The organism is Streptomyces sp. ActVer, assembly GCF_027270795.1.
GTDB lineage: Bacteria > Actinomycetota > Actinomycetes > Streptomycetales > Streptomycetaceae > Streptomyces > Streptomyces umbrinus_A.
Map to the genome: position 1 here is coordinate 1 of NZ_JAPWHT010000091.1, position 17119 is coordinate 17119.

The following is a 17119-nucleotide window of genomic DNA, read 5'->3' on the forward strand; positions in this document are numbered from 1 at the left end:
GCGCCCTCCAGGCGTTCCCACCCATGTCTGCGCAGGTCAAACCCCAGATTCAGAGCTCCAGGCTGCCGAATTATGTCAAACCCGGGCCGCAGGGGTGGCTTGTTTGTTCAGACTGAGGTGGGCACGAAGACGCCCGGAGCGAACCAGCTCATGCTGATGTAGATGCCCTGCCCTCGGTCGAGGGCGCGCAGCGCCTCGTGCGTACCAGCGACGAACAGGCCGATCAGCAGGATCCACGGCTGCACGGGGCTGGGGATGGTGCCGCCGACGGTGACCACCAGTTCGTTGACGGTGTCCGCTGCGTCGAGGATCTTCCGCAGTGTGGCGTGGTCGATCTGCAGGTGGAAGCCCCACCAGAATGTCCGCACCGTCACGCCGGGCGCACCGGCGCCGACCGATGCCATGTCGATGCTGTTCGCCCCGACGAAGAGGGGTGTCGGGGTGGTGAGGAGGGGGCCGTCTACCGCGCCGGCGTTCAGCGGGACCCGCTTGGCGAGTTCGAGGGACACCACGGGCCAGTTGTCGTGCTCTGTTGCAGTGGCCATGCTCATGTGCTCCTTTCTGGCTGGTCGGTTGACGGGTCAGGCCACCACTTCGTAGACGAGGGTGTAGCTGGCCTCGTCGGCGTTGAATTCCGCCGACTTCTGCCCGGTTCCGGCCTGGGAGGCGTTGACGTAGTGCACGCCCAGCAGGTCGTCGGGGTCCAGCCACCAGCCGAGGTCCTTGTCCCAGACCTCGATACGCATCCGCGAGTTGGTGCCGAAGGGGGCGTCGAGGTTGATGTCCCAGGTCTGATGGTTGTTCATGGGTCGGTAGGCCTCGCCGTAGCGGGTGCCGAAGACCTTGATGAGTATCTCGTCGTCCCCAGTCCAGTCCTCGGTGGCGTTGCAGGTGAGAGTCAGCAGTCGTGCGGTGGGCATAGTGGTGTCCTCCGTGCGGTGGCCAGCCGGTGCTTCACCGGGTGGCTGATGGGTGGGTCCTTGCGATCCCGCTCGTCGGGGCAGAGCCTCGGTCTGTGAGGGGCGTGTCATCCGGTGAGTCCTGAATCATCAGTCGCGGAAAGGCTTTACGTCCGAACCGCTGCACGCCCCTTCCGGAGCAGGGCACTCAGCGGACGATCGTGCTGCGTCCGGCCGCGAGTCCGGCGAACGCGATCAGCAGCCACACCGGCCCGACCACGCCTTGGAAGCCGGGGAGTCCGGTCGCCCCCGCGAAGACCGTCACCGCCAGTACCGGCAGCAGGCTCAGCACGCCGATCCAGCGCGATACCGTGCGTTCGCGCAGAGACATCCACGCGATCGCCCCGGCCGCCACGATCACACCCAGCCAGCCGATGTAGCCCCCGAAGTCATTGAGCATGAAGTACACGAACAGGCCGTCGTCGCTGAAGGACTTTCCGTTCATGCCCGCCGGCAGATAGATGGCCAGCGCTCCCTTCCAGCCGTATCCGTACGTCAGCCCGGCCGCCGAGGCCGTCAGCGCGCCGCTCACCACATGCGCCGCCGTACTGCCCGGCACCCGCGGTTCCACCTGCCGGCGCCAGGCCGCCGCCAGTACGAGCAGGAGGGCGACGGTGGCGAACCCCGCCACCAGGCCCAGGTGGGCGGCACCGCGAGAGACCTCGTCCAGGATGGACGCGTCGACGCGATCTGTCTCCACGACGCCCGTCCGCGGATCGGTGATGAGCGTGGCAACGACACCGAGCAGGCCTGCCGCGACCCCATAGAGCGGCCACTTGGCCCGTCCGTTGCCGCCGCCGGACCGAACCGCGCCGGCTATTGCTCCCGGATCCACTGCTGCCATGACTCTCAGCTCCCCTGGATGTGAACGGTTGAGCAGCACTGTCCACGCGGCGGGGTCCCGGGCGACAGGGACACCAGTCCCTTTCGCCCGGGATATCCGTACGCCACCATGTCCACATGGGCCGGGGGGACCGAGGAAGCCGACGGGACCGCGCGCTGCGCCGTGCCGCGTACGCCGTCGCGGGAGTCGGCGCCGCGAGCTGCGTTGCCACCGTGCCGGCGCACGCAGTGCTGTCCCGGCAGATCGAGCTCAGCGAGCTGTTCTGGAGCGATCTGGTGCTGGGCACGGTGTGGCCACTGCTCGGCGCGGCGGTGGCCCGCGTCCAGCCGCACAATCGGCTGGTCTGGCCGATGCTGGCGCCCGCGCTGATCGGCCCGTACCACCTGCTCACCTACTACGCCGGGTATTCACAGCTGGTCGCCGAACACCCCCTGCCCGGCTGGCAGTTCGGGGCCTGGCTGGGGTGCTGGGGGTTCGTCGGCTACTACTTCGCGACCCCTCTGGTGCCGCTGCTCTTCCCGTACGGACGGCTCGGCACCCGCCCGCGCCGGATCCTCGCGTGGACCGTCATCGCCGTCGCCACGACCGGCACCCTCGCCGCGATGCTGCGTCCGAGCGGCACCGATCCGGTGCCCGCCCTGGCCAACCCGCTGGGCATACAGGGCTGGGAGTGGCTGCACGTCGTCATGTACGCGTCCTCCGCCACATGTATGGCCGCCGGCACCGCCGCGGCCTGCTTCTTCATCGTGTTACGCACCCGTGCGGCACGCGGCGTGGAGCGCTCCCAGCTGCAGTGGCTGATGCTCGGCGGTCTCCTGATGACCCTCGCGCTCACCGCCGTGGGCTTCACCGCCGGGCAACCCAAGCTGCTGCGCGACCTGCTGATGGTGGTCGGGCTGCTCGGCCCGCCGGCGGGTATCGCCGTGGCGATGCTGCGCCACCGCCTCTACGACGTCGAGGTGGTACTCGGCCGGGCCATCGTCTTCATCGTGCTGAGCGGACTGGTTCTCGGCGTCTATCTGGCTGTCGTCGCGGGCGTGGGAACCCTCGCGCCGGGTTCGCTTGGCGGCACGGCGGCGATTGCCGCGGCCGCGCTTCTTGCGGCAGCCGGGCGGGGGGCGGTCCAATCGGCCGTGGACCGGCTGCTGTTCGGACACCGCCACGATCCGTACGCGGTGATGGCCCGCGTCGGCCGCCACCTCGCCCCCGCCTCGGAACCGGCCGAGGCCATGCGACTCCTGGTCGACGAGCTCCGCCGCGCCCTGCGCCTGCCGTATGCGGCATTCACCGGACCGGCCGTGACGGCGACCTCCGGCATACCCGTTCCCGGTGCGGGCTGGCGGACCGTGCCCTGCCTGGCGCTGGGCCGCCGGGTCGGCGAACTTCACCTGGGCCGACGGCGTCCGGCCGAACCCTGGACCGCGCAGCAGCGGGCCGCGGCCGAGGAGGTCGCGGCGCGGGCCGCGACCCTCGCGTACGCGGCGGGGCTCGTCGAGGACGTGGCCCGCAGCCGGGCCCACATCGTCGCCGTCCGGGAGGAGGAACGCCGCCGGCTCCGCGCCGACCTGCACGACGGCGTCGGCCCCTCCCTCGCCGGTACCGCCCACCAACTGGACTCCCTGGCCCGCAGGGCCACCGACCCCGGGCTCGCGGACGCCATCAGGGTGGTACGGGACCGGCTGCGCACGACAGTCGGTGATCTACGCACCGTCGTGAACGGCCTGCGCCCCGCCGTGCTCGACCAGCTCGGCCTCGCAGGCGCGCTACGTGAACTGCTCGCCGGCTACGACGTTCCCACCTGCCGCTGCTCGGTCACCGCTGCCTGCGCCGAACTCCCCGCCTCCGTCGAGGTGGCGGCGTACGCAATCGCGGCCGAAGCGGTGGGCAACGCCCTCAAGCACAGCGCATCAGGCCGTCTCGCCCTCACCGCCCACGTCACCGCCGGAGTTCTCGTACTGACCGTCGAGGACAACGGCTGCGGCATCCCGCCCCGCCACCGCGCGGGCGTGGGCCTGCGCAGCATGGGCGAACGCGCGGCGGAGGTCGGTGGCCGGCTGGCGATCACCCCGGCCCCGGGCGGCGGCACCTCGGTGCAGGCTTGGATGCCGCTTCCCCAGTAGGAGACACATGCCACTACCTGACCAACCCGCGAGCGCCCCGTGGGAGACGCCGATACAGGAGAGGGCGAGATGAGCCAACCGCAGCCTGTGACCGTCCTCGTCGTCGACGACCACCCCATCTTCCGGGCCGGGATGGCGACGGTACTCGGCGACCTGCCCGGCGTCACCGTCGTCGGGGAGGCCTCCGACGGAGCCGAAGCCATTGCCGCCACCGCACGGCTGCTGCCGCACATCGTGCTCATGGATCTGCGCATGCCCGGGGTCGGCGGTCTTGAGGCGACCGCCCGGATCACCACGGTCCATCCAGAGGTCGCGGACGTAGTCCTCACCATGGACGAGGACGACGATTCGGTCTTCGCGGCCCTGCGCGCAGGGGCCTGCGGCTATCTGCTGAAGGAGGCCGACGGCGCAGACGTGCACCGGGCCCTGCTGGGCGCCGCACGCGGCGAGGCCATCTTCGGTCCCCGCATCGCCCAGCGGGTGCTCGCCCATTTCGCCTCGCCGCACACGGCCCGGGACACGCTGCCCTTCCCTCATCTCACGGACCGGGAGCGGCAGATCCTCGACCTGCTCTCCCGCGGCCTGGACAACGCCTCCATCGCCCGCCACCTCTCCCTCTCCGAAAAGACGGTACGCAACCGGGTCAGCGACGTTTTGGCCAAACTCCGCGCCCGTACCCGCGCGGAAGCCGTAGCCCTGGCCCGGGACGCAGGCCTCGGCCTGCCGTGAGGCCACAGCAGGCCGGATCGGGCGGAGTCAGGAGACGCGATGCAGCCTTGCAGCCAGGCCGATCACGCCCGGCACCGATGTGTCGCGGATGCAGTTACTGACCTCTTCGGCTGCCAGGCAGACACGCGCCTGATCGACGCTGAACTGCTGGGCGACCCGGTCGGCTCCGACCGGGTCGCCCTTCACGCACGAGTCCGGTGGAACGGCCGCGCTGGAGGCCTACGGCGTCGATCAGCCGGTACCTAGCACCGGGGCGAAGATGATCGCCGTGCCGAGCAACAGGCCGTCCAGCGGCCTGCCGACCAGTTCGGCGTAGGCGCGGCCGGGGCGCGGGCCGTGAGCGGGGTCGTGGCCGTAGGCCCGGCCGCGCAGCAGCAGCTCATCGTCGCTGTCCATGCGTTCAGCCTTTAAGCCGCCACCGACAACGCGGGCTTGCCCACCGTCGCCGTGGGCCTGCCTGCGCTGCCGGGGTGGCCTGCCCAGGTCAGGTCCGGAAGCGGGAGGACCCGGCGCCGAACTTCTGGCCGGTCTGAGCCCTCTCCGCTTCCCGGCGCTCCTGCTCCTGGCACTCGCGTTTGTCCTCGGGGGCCTGCCGCTCCGCTTCCGGCGCCCAGTGCCTGCAGTCGTCACACAGCTGCGGGTGGCTGTCCCGCGGCCCCCTTCGACTGCGGTGCTGGCCTTCCGCTGGTCGTCGCTGAACAGCGCCAGACCGCGGGAGTCAAGGCTCCGGTTCAATCGTAACGGTCCACAACTCCCTTTGCACCGCAGGCGTTTGCCACACGCTGCCCAGCTGTCTCATACGGGCCCTCTTGCTAGAGTGCGCGGCCCGCTGCGCCACCTGCCGGTGAGCTCTGGGGCCTACTGTGTGAGGAGCACCGTCCTCCATCCGACCAGCAAGGAGCATCAGGCTGTGAAGGTCGAAATCCAGCCGGACGTACGCGACACCGCCGCCCGGCTCGGGGCCGACGTCCCCTACGCGTTGAAGGCCCTGGCCGGACAGCTGGCCGACGACCCGGACATGGGCCGGCCCTCGGATTTGCCCGGCGTCCTGACGGTGACGGTTGACGGCGACATGTTCGACGACTGTCCCGACCTGTCCGTCGGATACATCCGCGAGCCGGACCGGATCGAGATCCGGTTTCTGCGAGTGGCCCGCTCCACCGAGCCCACCACCGACGCCCAAGACCAAGACCAGGAGCAGGGCCGAGACCAAGAGCGGCCGGCCGATCCTGCCGCCGCCGCGGTTACCGTACGGGAGGTCGCCGATGCCTGGCGGCGCATCACCGGCTGGCTCCAGCACAACGCCCCCGACTCCTACGCCGCGCTCCGCGCCGGCGCCGGCCCCGCCGCCATCGCCGCACTGGAAGACGACCTCGGCATCCGGATACCCGTCGAGCTGCACGTCCTGTGGCTGCTGACGGCGGGCGACGACGGGCCCAACGGCTGGGGATGGGGGTGTCTTCCGGGCGGTGAGGCTCTGATGACTTTGGACGCGGCGGCAGCCGCCTACCGGCAGCGATTGGACGCCCAGGCCCACGAGGACACCTTCAACGCCGATCGCCCCGAGGAGGAGCGGATCACTGTGTGGAAGGCAACCTGGATTCCGGTGGTCTCGCACGGCGCGGCGGACGGCACCTCGGGCCTGTACCTGGATGCCTCGACCGGTTATCTGGGCCGCTGGTCCCGCTACAACGAAGGCCCCGGCGACGAGCTCGACACGCTGGTCAGCTACCTGGAAGAGGCGGCCGACATGCTCGAACACCCGGCCCTGGCCACCCGGGACAAGCCTGGCCTAGTCGGCGGGGCGCTGGTCTGGGGCAGCAGGATCGACTCCGCACTGGAAGACCGGTGGCAGCCCCTGACCGGTTGACCGTATCCGCGAGAAGGGGGCAAGCCCTGCGGGCCGCCCCCTTCCTGCTTCACCTGCTGGCACTCAGGCTACGTCAGCCGATCTTGCGCCACGTGCAGGTAGTCGCGGTTGACGTGCAGTGTTCGAACCCCGGAAGGGTCACGAAGAATCCGTCAGCGTCCAGCAGCCGCCACGTCGGGGCCGGAAACCCGCTGAACGCTTGCTCATTCTGCAGGTTCGGGATCGCCGCACGCCCACACCGCTCCGTACCGCTCGGCCCGTTCGTCGCCGTGCGGGTGTCCGCGTGGAGGCCGAAGTTCGCCGAAGCATCGCCCATCTTGTCGGTGAAGAACTGGGCGCACTTGCTGCCCGACGTCACCAGGTTGACGCTCTTCGGATAGCCGCCGGACTCGTGCGTCGAGGCCATCGCGTACTCGTCACAGTCGACCGACCCGACCGACGCATCGGACGGGTGCACGCTCCAGGTGCTGTCACACACGCGATCACGGCTGTTGTTCGAGTTCCACGGATTGCCGGCGCTGTTCTTCTCAGGGGTGTCCGGGCCCAAGTAGTGCATCAGTGAGTCCCACCGCTTGGAGCCGGCGTGATCGGGCATCACCTGCTGCATATACCAGTAGTACCCCCCGGCGGCCGGGTACTTGTTGGTGTCCAGCGTCCAGGTCGGCTTGAAGTACGGCAGCACGCATCCCGGCGCCGAGCCAGCCACCCAGTCGTCGCAGCGCGGCGCAAGCTCCTTTACCTCGTCGATCCCGGAGGTTCCGAAGTTCGCCGTCGCAATTGCGGTGCTGCTGGCGTCCACGGTCGCGGTCACCGACCAGCCCAGGCCGATGGTCTCCTTGCCCGAGCCGTTCCACTGCGTCGTTACCCGACCCCATCGGTCGCCGTACGGCGGACCGTCGTCCACGTTCCAGTACGCGGTCGATCCGGCGTTGTTGTTCTGTCCGTCCGTCCACTTCATGCTCGACGTCACACACGACTGGCACGTCGACCCGACGTTCCACTTCATCGTGACGCCTTCCAGCGCCTGGTCGATCGAGACCGGCATGATGGCGATCTGCTGATCGAACTCTGCGAAGTTCGACCCGGACGCGCCCTTGTTCGGGTACGCCTTGATCCGCTGCTCGATGTCGAACTTGGCGAAGCCGATCTCCGCATTCTTGTCCGCGTCGACGAACACCAGCGTTGCCGACCCGATGTGCTTCAGGCATGCCTCGGTGCGGTTCATATAGTCCTTGCCGACCGGCTTGTCCCAGCACCAGTCGACCAGTTCCACAGCAGGTGCGACAGCCGCCACTGCGGCTGCCTCGGCAGGGGACTTGCCAGCCTTGCGGGCCTTCGCCTCCTCAGCCGTGCGCAGCGCTTCGGCACGCTTCTTTGCGCGCACCTGTGACTCCGCGGTGGGAGGGGACAGCTCGATGCACAGCTTGCGCCCCTGGGTGTCCTGCTTGCCGCAGGTGCGCTCCTGCGTGGCTTCCCGCTTCACCGCCCCGTTCGCATCGAACGTCGGCAGGGCCGGCCCCGGATTTGTCCGGGTGAACTCGATGATCTCCTGTGCGGTTTTGTCGATCGTCGACGACGTCTGCGCGGCGGGGAACTTCACGTACGGCTCGATACGGAAGTTCGCCCAAGGCGACCAGACTGTCTCGTAGAGACTGCCGTCGTAGGCGGAAGTGCGGAATGTGTAGAGCACGCCGGTCTTCAGCCTGCCGTACGGCACTGTCACTCTCGCCGTGCCGCCCGAAACCACGTACGACGACACCAGCACATCGTGCTCGCCCGGCCCGTCGATGTCGACCTGAGCCTTCGGGGTACCGTCCGCGTTCGTTGTGTACACCTGGAACGTCAGGTTAGAGGTGTCGCCGTCAGCGTCGGTCACGGTGTTCCGCAGCACCACCTGCGGGCTGATGACCCTCCAGACAGTGCCCGATTTGGAGAACTTGGGGCCGGCCGACGGGTTCCTGCCCGACACCGGCCGCTCACCGCCGGCCGCGATGGCCCCCAGATCCTGCGGCCCGGCCGCGGCCACCGCCGCCGGAGAATCCCCCACACCGGGCGCAGGCGGCGTAGGGGCCGCTGCTGCAGTGCCTGCCCCCGCCAGTAACGCCAGCGCGGCGCCGACGGCTATATGCCGCCACGCCGACAAACGTAAGTGTCTCATCAATCCCCTTTGTGAATTTGTGGCATGTACGCGCCGCCCGCAACCACACCACACCCACACGCAACACACCGTGCTCAAAGTCATGGTTTGCCGGACGGGAATCCATTCAGGCCAACAGGTCATTCCAGAGGCGAAGAAGCACAGCCGGTCACCCCAACAACCGCCTTCTGGGGTGCAATCGAGATGAAACGGTAGGTGTTGTAGATATTTGATCCCTATGCGTGTGAACTGGTGGGCGCCCCAGGGCGGTTGCCGCCGTCGACGCAGGAGGCCCTTCGCCTGCGAGCGGTAACGGTGTTGGCGACGCCCCACCTCAAGGAGGAGCCGAAACTTGCCCAGAGGCGGACGGACAGACCTCGGAGTCCGAGCACGGTGAGGGCGGTGCCGTGCCATCGGTCGACCCCACGCGCGAGGCGACCTGCTCGCCGGACTGTCCTCCGGAGGCCATGGGGCCAAACACTGCCCCGTGAGCCGGACGGTGCGCGTGCCCGCCTGGCGGATCGTCGCAGGCGAAAGCGCGCTGGCACCGCTGTTCGGCTGAGCGCCGGACGGTGCGGCCGGGTTCGCAAGGCCGGGCCCGGCAACCCGCTCAGTCAACTGTGCCCCGACGCAACTGCCGGTGATCCGCGCCACGGCCGCCTTCGCTGACCAGACTCAGCCCCCAGCCGCAGGGCACCGCCCCGAGCACGCTCGTACGTGCCGGACACATCCAAGCCCACCGCCCAGGCGCGGCTACCCTCGCTGACTCCCTCTTCCGCGCCGACCGTCCCCCGCACTGCCTGCGCTGGTTCTGACCGCGCGCTCGCCGACCCTGCACAAGTCACGTCAGCCCATAGTCACCCGTCGGGGCGGATACTGCCGACGGGCGAAGTGGCGAGTGGGCCCAGCCAGGAGCGGGAGCGAGGGCGGCCGGGCTGGAGCGGGCACACCGTCACCAACGGCCGGACAACCTCGCTTCCCCCGCGGCGGCTCGGCGAGGAACTGACCCACCACCGCTGCCTCGTCCACGGACGGGCGGCCCGGGAATGGATCGCCTACTGGGCACGCTGCCACGCCATGCCGGTGAACCTATGTGGGCACAGCACTAGACGAAATGACTTTGTTCACGAGTGTCGGCTCTGGTCCACTCTGTGTGGCCGCCTCACCGACAGTGATGTCAGTGGCATGTGCTGAGATTGATCTCACTCTGTCAGCCGTCTGTTGGGAAACTCTGTCGATGTCTGCGTACTCGTCGCTGACCCGTGCTCTGGCGGAGGCTTTGGTCGATGTCCTCTGGTTCGTTGAGGGATGCGACGACGACCAGATGAACCAGGATGACGCGGTCAAGGTCCTGGAGGGCGTTGCCCACCTGGTGACGCAGTTGTCGAGTGATCAGCGAACCGAGCTCATCGAACTGCTGCACTCGTTGGCCGAGGAGGAGCTGGATCCAGCGCGCCGCGAATTCCTGGAGGGCTTCCCCGTGGGGTTCGGCCTCGTCGAGGAAGACTCCTGACCTGCTCCTTACTCGTAGAGCAGGACTCGCTTTCGGAGGAGCTCGAATCCTGCGCGGCCGAACATCTGGCGCTTGAGCATCTTGATCCGGTTGACATGACCTTCCACGACGCCGGAGCTCCAGGGCAGTGTGAGGCCGGCGATGACGGCGTCGAGGTCGCGTTCGAGGTGCTGGGCGAACCGGCTGAGGCTGGGCAGGTCGGCGGCCGCTTGGGCGGATTCGATCCACTCCGGCAGTCGCTCGCCCTGCAGATCGGTGACCATGCGGGCGAAGGAACGCACATGCTCGGCGAGCACGGTCAGTTCAGGGCAGCTGGCCAAGTGCACCTTGAGCTGGATCCGGTCGCATTCCGGCAGTCTGTCGGGGCGGGTGAGGATCCAGCGTGTGACGGCGCGGGCCGATGGCGGGCGGGGGCCGACCGGTTGAGGCTTGCCGCGCAGATTCCTGCTGACGTAGGCGCGGACGCTTGCGTAGCTGCGGGGGTAGCCCTGTTCCTTGATCTCTTCCCATAGTTTCCAGGCGTTGGTGCAGCCTTCTTGCCAGCGCTGATGGAGATAGGGCTTATAGGCGTCGAGCCTGGTCGGACGGTCTTGCCACTGCCCGGTGAACATCTCCTCCGGGGTGGTGGCCCGAGAGAAGCGCAGGATCGTGTTGAGCGTCATGCCGAGTTGCCGCGCGACGGACCGCTTGCTGTGTCCGGCGTCGAGGAGCGCGTGGATAGTGGCGTGCTTGGCACGGGTGCGCTCGGCGAATCGGTGCCCTGTCGGCCAGGGCGATGACGCTGCCGACTCCAGCTCCACCTGGGGTTCCTCCGGTGGTACCGGCAAGGGGCGCAGGCAGCCGTGATGCCGGTGGACGCACTTCTCGGCGGCTTCGCCCAGGTTGTGCCAAAGGTGCCACCGGTCAGCGACCTGGAGGGCCTGCGGGGCGCCGCGGGTGGCACCGTCGGCGAAGAAGGGGGCGCGGTCGCGGCAGACGATCTCGATGCCGGGACGCTCGGCGAGCCAGGCCGCGAGCGTGTCGGCCTCCCGGTCGGGCAGCAGGTCGATCGGACGACGTGTCTCGACGTCGACGAGCACCGTTCCGTAGATCCGGCCCTTGCGCTGGGCGTATTCATCCACCCCGACCACACGCGGCGTGGCAGTGGGCGGATCCGGAAGCGAGGCGATCAGCCTCAGCAACGTGTTCCGGCTGACCGGCGCCCCGACGACGTCCGTCATGCGGGCCCCGGCCCGGCCTGCGAGCGCGAGACCGACCGAGACGAGCGTCGATCGCAGCCGTTCCGTCCGCCGGCCGAACCGGCGAGTGAGCCCCGGTACCTGCTCGGCGAAGGTCTTACGCGGACAAGAGCCCTCCGCACAGACGAACCGGCGCACCCGCAATGCCACCACGACGGGCTTACCCGCGGTCGGCAGATCCCGGGGAAATCGCAGATAGGAGCCATGTACTCGTCCCGACAGGCAACCGCATCCCGGGCAAGTCGCCTGCCGGGCAGTGCTCAGGGCCTCGATCCGGACGTCCATGTCGGTCATCTCGACCGACTCCACCAACACGTTCTTCAGCGAGGAGAACAGCAACTCCTCGAGGCAGGGCCGTACTTCGTTCACGGCGCAGCACTGTCGACCACACGGCACACCGGCCGAGCGATTTTCGGGCTATCTCAGCCGCCCTCACGAGAAGATCGACAGTCACACTGCGTACGCGGCCACACAGAGTGGACCAGAGCCCGAGAACGGATGGCAGAGGTTCACCACTTCGGGAGGCACCACTTGCCGGCTCTGTTCGATTGCGGCAGTTCCGATGAGTGAGTACCGGCGCCCCCTGCCAGTCGGCTCAGAAGAGGCCGGCGCGCATGTGGTGCGTGAGGTTCTCCAGGATCTCGCGCAGCCACGGGCTGCGGACGGCCGGCAACCGAACCAATGTGTGCTGGAAGGTTCCCGGGTCGGCCCGAAACGGGTGGTGGGGACGCGGCGCGGGCGGGTCGTCGCGGAGAACGCCGTCGGGCATGGTTCCTGAGACGGGGAGGTGGAGGTGTGGCTCGGGGAAGGCCATCCACATCCACACCCCGAACGGCAGCGGCACCGGGTATGCCGATACGGCCCGGCCGTCCTGGCTCCAGACTTCCCCCGTCTGTGGGTGGGTCGGCACGATGACTATGTCGGCGTCCGTATCTCGGGCGGGCAGGCCGGGGCCGGCCAGGAGGGCGCGCCGTGCCGGCTGGACCGCGGGCAGCAGGACGTCGAGGGCGCGTTGGAACACTTCCGCGGTCAGGCCATGCGGGACAGCCACCGGTCGGCCGTCTGAGGCGGCCAGCAGGTGGGCCAGCGCCCGGCCGGCTGCCGCCTCCCATTGCGGGCTCCATGACCACCAGTGGTCCAGCCCGAGCAGCGAGCCCCATCTCGCGATCGGCACGCTCGGGGGCGTGGCCTTCCCCTCCACCAATAGTTCCGCCCAGGAGAGGATTGCGATGTCGGCGCCGTCGACGGGCAGGCGGTGCACGGCGTACGGCGCGAGCCAGACCGCCTGCCAGAGTGAGCAGTCGTCGATGCGGTTCGCCACGGGCAGACCGCACGCCTCGCAAGCCATGTTGAGGCCGTCACCCCAGTCGAGGCCGCAGCAGTAGCCGCCGGCTTGTTCCGGAATGAGCACGGTGCCGCGGGTATCCCCGGGTGCGATGACGATGGTGCCGGGTGGGCCGCCGGACAAGGCGTAGACCGGAGCGTGGATGCCGCGGGCTGCCGCCTCCTCTGGATCGATCTCCTCCCACCTCCGCCACGGGTGCCCCCAGGGCTCCGGTTCCACGGCAAACGTGCCCGTCTCCATGAGTACCGGGAGCTGAATTCCGTTCCCGTACTTTTGATGGGCATGGACCGGCAGCTCTACCTGAGACAGCGGGTTGGTCAGCCTGGCACCACACCCAGCACACACGAAAACGAGCAAATGCCCTCCGCTAGAGAAACGGGGAGCATCGTCGCAGCTCCGCGTCGGAGCGGCCAACGTGTTTTTCATCCGCTGCGCGGGACCGCGCACCGCCACGATGGGAAGTGTCACCGGTCGAATCATCGATGTGCCGAGTGCCTCCCGAAGCGGGGTTCTGGCTCAACTTCCGGGCTCTGTCGCTGATTTGGGGGTGGTGACGATCAAGAGTGGGTGGGCATCACCTGGGCGTGGGGGATGTGGTTCGCCTCGCCGACCTTCTTCTTCCGCGGGTTGGGGCGGCGGTAGAAGCAGTGGTTCTTGGGGACACCGAGGTCCGGCTTACTGTGCGGTCAACGGTGGGGTCGGCCGCCTGTCCGGGATGTGGATGGAGATCCTCGCGTGTGCACTGCTACTACCAGCGGTGTCTGGCGGACCGTCCCGTCGCCGGCCGTCAGGTGCGACTCGATCTGCGGGCACGTCGCCTCGTGTGCGGCAACGGCAGCTGCGGGCGTCGGACGTTCGCCGAGCAGATACCGGACCTGACTCGTCGACATGCCCGCCGCACGAACGCGCTCACCACTCAACTCACGGACATCGCCTTGTTTCTGGGCGGACGTGCGGGAGTCAATCTGTGCGGGCGCCTGGCTGTGACCACCGGCAAGGACACTCTGCTCCGCCTGCTGCGCGCACTGCCCGTCCCGGCGCCGGAATCTGTCCCGTGTCTGGGCGTCGACGAGTTCGCCGTGCGCCGCGGTCGGACCTACGCGACGATCCTGGTCGACATGAACACCCGGCGCCCCGTCGATGTTCTCGCGGATCGCACCGCGCACACTTTCGCGGCCTGGCTTCGCGAGCACCCTGAGGTAAGGGTCGTCTGCCGCGACCGTGCCGGCTCCTTCCGCGACGGCGCCCACGCCGGTGCACCACAGGCCCGGCAAGTGGCCGACGCCTGGCACCTGCTCCACAACCTCGCCGAAGCCGTCGAGCGCGTCGTCGGACGACAACGCCCTGGACATCGCGGAGATCGTGCGGCAGCTGCTGGAGGAGGGCTGGGAGATCGACCCGGAAGACCTGGCGCACATCTCGCCGTACCTGACCGAGCACATCAACCGGTTCGGCGAGTACAGCACACACGAACTCGGCATCCAGCCTCAGGCGTACGACCCGACGCTCGACATCGATTTCACCCCGCTGCGCGAGCAGGACCTGACCGCCGCCGACCTCGGTCAGGCCGCCTGACTGCCCGACTTGCCGAAGGACTTCGCCGGGACTCCCGAGCAGTTCGGTCTTCAGTGCCTACGGGCCCGTCCCCGCGCACGGTCAGTCGAACAGCTCCCACTCCGGTGCCGACGGCCCCGCCCGCGACCTGCTTGGCTTTACAGGCCCTAACAAAGCCTCTGGACGTGCCGGTGAGTGATCAGGCAGACGGCAAGTCCGAGGAAGGCCTCGTGGATGTCGTCGCGTCGTTCCCAGCGGATCCGTAAGCGGCAGAAGCCGTGCAGCCAGGAGATCGTCCGCTCAACGACCCAGCGGAAGGTGCCCAGTCCCGTCCCGTGCGGCTGTCCACGCTCGGCGATCGCGGGCCTGATGCCGCGCTGCCGCAAGAGCCGTCGGTACTTGTCGTGGTCGTAGCCGCGGTCGGCGAAGAGCATGTCCGGCCGTCTGCGCGGCCGCCCGACGACTCCGGCCACTGCCGGGATCTTGTCCAACAGGGGCAGCAGTTGGGTGACATCGTTGCGGTTTCCGCCGGTCAAAGACACCGCGAGCGGGATCCCCTGGCCGTCGGTGATGATGTGGTGCTTGCTGCCCGGGCGTGCGCGGTCGACCGGGCTGGGCCCGCTTTTGGGCCCCTGCGCGCGGCCCGGACATGGGAGGAATCGATCACCGCCCGCGACCAGTCCAGCTGGTTCTTCGAGCGCAGCTTGTTCAGCAGCAACTGATGCAGCTGGTCCCAGACGCCGGCCTTGTTCCAGGCCGCCAGGCGCCGCCAGCACGTCATGCCCGATCCGAAGCCGAGCTCCTGCGGGAGGTACTCCCACTGGATGCCGGTGTGCAGGACGAACAAGATCCCGCACAGGGCTTGACGATCGGGCACTCGCGGTCTGCCCTCGACCTGCTTCGGGGGCGGCTCGGGCAGCAACGGCTCGATGAGCGACCACAGTTCATCCGACACGATCCACGGTCGCGACTGACGCTTCCCCATGCCCACATCAACAAGCGATCAAGTAGATCGTCACATGATCAACCCGCATTTGTTAGAGCCAGTAAGGCCACTTCGTGCGGCCGTGCGGTGAACCGCTCGCCCGCACGAATGCGTCGAAGGGCCTCCTGCGCCGACGGCGACAACTGCCGTGCGTCCCCCACCAGTTCACTCACGCAGAGATCAACGACCCAGAACATCTACCGTTTCGGATCAATAGGCGCCGCGACGTGCTGCAGCCCTACCTAGCCAAGGCCCTTTTGAGCGTCAGGTGGAAGAGCGCGGTCGGGTCTTCCACAAGTTCCCTGATCCGCTCGTAGTCGTGGCCGTGGAACCACTCGAAGATCCGGCCGCCGTCGATGTGTCCGTTCAAGACGTGGTGCAGGTTCGTGAGGATCATGGATTCCAGCCGGTATGTCTCACTCCTGGTCCCGACGGGGGCGGAGACCCATCCGTCGACCAGGGCGTATCCGAGGTTGCGCGCCTGAGTCTCGTACTTGTCGAACTGTTGCTCAGGAGCCCCGGTGGACCCAACCTTCACCACTGCGCGTAGGCCCTGGAAGCCCAGGACGTACAGCCGGCCGCCCTCCTTCTCCGGCTCCGGCAGTTCGTCACGCAGTCGCTTGCGTACGAGGTAGGAGGTCAGTCTGATCGCTGTTTGCTGCCACGGCGGCACAGCTCCGGCCTGGAGGTCAGATATCGCTTTCGCGCGAGCCGCCTCGGGGCCGATCTCTTCGGCCCACTTCGCCATGATGACTTCGCGGATGATCTGTTGTGGGATACGTGGCATCGCGTCAGATTCTCAGGCAGCACTGACAACGGACACGCGAGCGAGCCCTGGACCGCGCCAGTCCGGTGGTGCGACATCTCCGCCGCCCACCCCGGACGCACCACGAAGTTGCCACGCTGACCGAGCCAAGAAAATGCCCGCACATTGGGCGGACGCGGACGAGTAGCCTCAAGCCATGTCCAAGACATGCGTGTTCTGCGGAGCACCTGCCCCCGGGAAGGGCGAACATGTCCTACCGGCATGGCTTCTTCGGCGCTCTGAGGGGCCACGAAGTTTCCGGACAGGCACCCAATAGGGTTGTCCTGAACAAGGAAACGAGGAAGAAGTGGCGCCACCCAGTAAGTACTCACCGGAGTTCCGCGAGGAAGCCGTTCAGATCGCGTTGAGGTCGAGCAAGACGATCTCTGAAGTCGCCCGGGAGCTTGATCTGAACTCGGAGACGCTACGCGGCTGGGTGAAGAAGCATCAGAAGCAGCAGGAACCGGCTCCCGATGCGGACTTGACGGTGCTCGAGCGGGCGCGCCTGAAGGAACTCGAACGACGCAACCGCGAGCTGGAGATGGAAGTCACCTTCCTGAAAAAAGCCGCCTTAGATTCAACCGGTCAAGGCAACGCTTTCGGCTGGTGTGCGGAATCCCAGGCACTTACGTGGACGGTTGTTGAGCTTCGCCGCGATGGCGTCAAGGTCGTCCTGGCTGAACGTCGACAGGTTCATGCCTTTGGGCAGGTACTGCCGGAGCAGCTTGTTGGTGTTCTCGTTGGTGCCACGTTGCCAGGGGCTACGCGGGGCTGCAAAGAACACGTCGACACCGGTGTTAGCGCTTAGACGCTTGTGGGCAGCCAGTTCCATGCCGCGATCCCAGGTCAACGTGCCGCGTAGGCGGGGGTCCATGCGTTCGTAGGTCTCCACCAGAGCCGGAACGACCACGGTGGTATGGCGGCACCTGAACCGTCAGGATGTCGCGGTGGCCCGCTGCACCGTCGAACGCCTGATGCGTGAACTCGGCATCGCCGGAGCGGTCCGCGGCTTTCTGTGCG

General features: G+C 67.9%; 14 protein-coding genes and 5 pseudogenes. 8 read left to right on the forward strand and 11 right to left on the reverse strand.

From position 1 onward, the window contains the following. Positions 1 to 107: 107 nt before the first annotated feature. The 3 genes from O3Q52_RS17090 to O3Q52_RS17100 form a co-directional block, all read right to left on the reverse strand. On the reverse strand, positions 108 to 545 hold the full coding sequence (locus O3Q52_RS17090) for a hypothetical protein (RefSeq protein ID WP_269649637.1): 438 nt from the start codon (positions 543 to 545) through the stop codon (positions 108 to 110). Between the two features lie 36 nt (positions 546 to 581). Further along, on the reverse strand, positions 582 to 920 hold the full coding sequence (locus O3Q52_RS17095) for a hypothetical protein (protein ID WP_269649638.1): 339 nt from the start codon (positions 918 to 920) through the stop codon (positions 582 to 584). Positions 921 to 1107: 187 nt separating this feature from the next. Further along, positions 1108 to 1803 (reverse strand): hypothetical protein, encoded by a 696-nt coding sequence (locus O3Q52_RS17100; RefSeq protein ID WP_269649639.1) that lies wholly within the window; start codon positions 1801 to 1803, stop codon positions 1108 to 1110. A 116-nt stretch (positions 1804 to 1919) separates the two neighbouring features. On the opposite strand from O3Q52_RS17100, the gene O3Q52_RS17105 reads away from it, so the two are divergent. Next, positions 1920 to 3923: a sensor histidine kinase gene (locus O3Q52_RS17105; protein WP_269649640.1), complete on the forward strand. Its 2004-nt coding sequence runs from the start codon at positions 1920 to 1922 to the stop codon at positions 3921 to 3923. A 69-nt stretch (positions 3924 to 3992) separates the two neighbouring features. Continuing rightward, positions 3993 to 4652: a response regulator transcription factor gene (locus O3Q52_RS17110; protein ID WP_269649641.1), complete on the forward strand. Its 660-nt coding sequence runs from the start codon at positions 3993 to 3995 to the stop codon at positions 4650 to 4652. A 27-nt stretch (positions 4653 to 4679) separates the two neighbouring features. Here the strand turns inward: O3Q52_RS17110 and O3Q52_RS17115 are convergent, their stop codons facing one another. Next, positions 4680 to 4838, reverse strand: a complete 159-nt coding sequence (locus O3Q52_RS17115; RefSeq protein ID WP_269649642.1) for a hypothetical protein — start codon at positions 4836 to 4838, stop codon at positions 4680 to 4682. A gap of 45 nt (positions 4839 to 4883) precedes the next feature. Continuing rightward, complete coding sequence (locus O3Q52_RS17120) at positions 4884 to 5048, reverse strand: hypothetical protein (protein WP_269649656.1); 165 nt, start codon at positions 5046 to 5048, stop codon at positions 4884 to 4886. Positions 5049 to 5562: 514 nt separating this feature from the next. Here O3Q52_RS17120 and O3Q52_RS17125 point away from each other — a divergent pair. Further along, a complete protein-coding gene (locus O3Q52_RS17125) occupies positions 5563 to 6522 on the forward strand; it encodes a hypothetical protein (RefSeq protein WP_269649643.1) in 960 nt (319 codons plus the stop codon). Positions 6523 to 6595: 73 nt separating this feature from the next. Here O3Q52_RS17125 and O3Q52_RS17130 read toward each other — a convergent pair whose 3' ends face one another. Then, complete coding sequence (locus O3Q52_RS17130; protein WP_269649644.1) at positions 6596 to 8548, reverse strand: hypothetical protein; 1953 nt, start codon at positions 8546 to 8548, stop codon at positions 6596 to 6598. A gap of 1348 nt (positions 8549 to 9896) precedes the next feature. On the opposite strand from O3Q52_RS17130, the gene O3Q52_RS17135 reads away from it, so the two are divergent. Continuing rightward, the gene (locus O3Q52_RS17135; RefSeq protein ID WP_269649645.1) at positions 9897 to 10172 is read left to right on the forward strand and encodes a hypothetical protein; all 276 of its coding nucleotides are present in this window, start codon (positions 9897 to 9899) and stop codon (positions 10170 to 10172) included. An 8-nt stretch (positions 10173 to 10180) separates the two neighbouring features. Here the strand turns inward: O3Q52_RS17135 and O3Q52_RS17140 are convergent, their stop codons facing one another. Together O3Q52_RS17140 and O3Q52_RS17145 are read right to left on the reverse strand one after the other, a co-directional pair. Continuing rightward, a complete protein-coding gene (locus tag O3Q52_RS17140; RefSeq protein ID WP_269649646.1) occupies positions 10181 to 11779 on the reverse strand; it encodes an ISL3 family transposase in 1599 nt (532 codons plus the stop codon). A gap of 226 nt (positions 11780 to 12005) precedes the next feature. After that, positions 12006 to 13112: a hypothetical protein gene (locus O3Q52_RS17145; RefSeq protein WP_269649655.1), complete on the reverse strand. Its 1107-nt coding sequence runs from the start codon at positions 13110 to 13112 to the stop codon at positions 12006 to 12008. A gap of 335 nt (positions 13113 to 13447) precedes the next feature. Between O3Q52_RS17145 and O3Q52_RS54395 the strand changes: the two are divergent. Beyond that, positions 13448 to 14059, forward strand: a pseudogene (locus O3Q52_RS54395) (ISL3 family transposase); the annotation flags it as partial. Then, positions 14010 to 14330, forward strand: coding sequence for a Tn3 family transposase (locus O3Q52_RS17150; protein WP_369124167.1), 321 nt, complete (start codon positions 14010 to 14012; stop codon positions 14328 to 14330). The pseudogene O3Q52_RS54395 and the gene O3Q52_RS17150, both read left to right, overlap by 50 nt. A gap of 146 nt (positions 14331 to 14476) precedes the next feature. Here the strand turns inward: O3Q52_RS17150 and O3Q52_RS17155 are convergent. Both O3Q52_RS17155 and O3Q52_RS17160 read right to left on the reverse strand, forming a co-directional pair. Further along, positions 14477 to 15294, reverse strand: a pseudogene (locus O3Q52_RS17155) (IS5 family transposase). Positions 15295 to 15532: 238 nt separating this feature from the next. Further along, the gene (locus O3Q52_RS17160) at positions 15533 to 16081 is read right to left on the reverse strand and encodes a hypothetical protein (protein WP_269649648.1); all 549 of its coding nucleotides are present in this window, start codon (positions 16079 to 16081) and stop codon (positions 15533 to 15535) included. Positions 16082 to 16406: 325 nt separating this feature from the next. Here O3Q52_RS17160 and O3Q52_RS17165 point away from each other — a divergent pair. Then, a pseudogene (locus O3Q52_RS17165) lies at positions 16407 to 16589 on the forward strand (transposase); the annotation flags it as partial. Positions 16590 to 16676: 87 nt separating this feature from the next. Here the strand turns inward: O3Q52_RS17165 and O3Q52_RS17170 are convergent. Continuing rightward, positions 16677 to 16964, reverse strand: a pseudogene (locus O3Q52_RS17170) (IS30 family transposase); the annotation flags it as partial. Between the two features lie 49 nt (positions 16965 to 17013). On the opposite strand from O3Q52_RS17170, the pseudogene O3Q52_RS17175 reads away from it, so the two are divergent. Next, positions 17014 to 17109 (forward strand): annotated as a pseudogene (locus O3Q52_RS17175) (IS3 family transposase); the annotation flags it as partial. Positions 17110 to 17119 lie beyond the last annotated feature (10 nt).

Coding starts and splice junctions, on each gene's coding strand:
- O3Q52_RS17090 (WP_269649637.1), bottom strand. CDS start 545: ATGGCCACTGCAACAGAGCACGACAACTGGCCCGTGGTGTCCCTCGAA.
- O3Q52_RS17095 (WP_269649638.1), bottom strand. CDS start 920: ATGCCCACCGCACGACTGCTGACTCTCACCTGCAACGCCACCGAGGAC.
- O3Q52_RS17100 (WP_269649639.1), bottom strand. CDS start 1,803: ATGGCAGCAGTGGATCCGGGAGCAATAGCCGGCGCGGTTCGGTCCGGC.
- O3Q52_RS17105 (WP_269649640.1), top strand. CDS start 1,920: ATGGGCCGGGGGGACCGAGGAAGCCGACGGGACCGCGCGCTGCGCCGT.
- O3Q52_RS17110 (WP_269649641.1), top strand. CDS start 3,993: ATGAGCCAACCGCAGCCTGTGACCGTCCTCGTCGTCGACGACCACCCC.
- O3Q52_RS17120 (WP_269649656.1), bottom strand. CDS start 5,048: ATGGACAGCGACGATGAGCTGCTGCTGCGCGGCCGGGCCTACGGCCAC.
- O3Q52_RS17135 (WP_269649645.1), top strand. CDS start 9,897: ATGTCTGCGTACTCGTCGCTGACCCGTGCTCTGGCGGAGGCTTTGGTC.
- O3Q52_RS17160 (WP_269649648.1), bottom strand. CDS start 16,081: ATGCCACGTATCCCACAACAGATCATCCGCGAAGTCATCATGGCGAAG.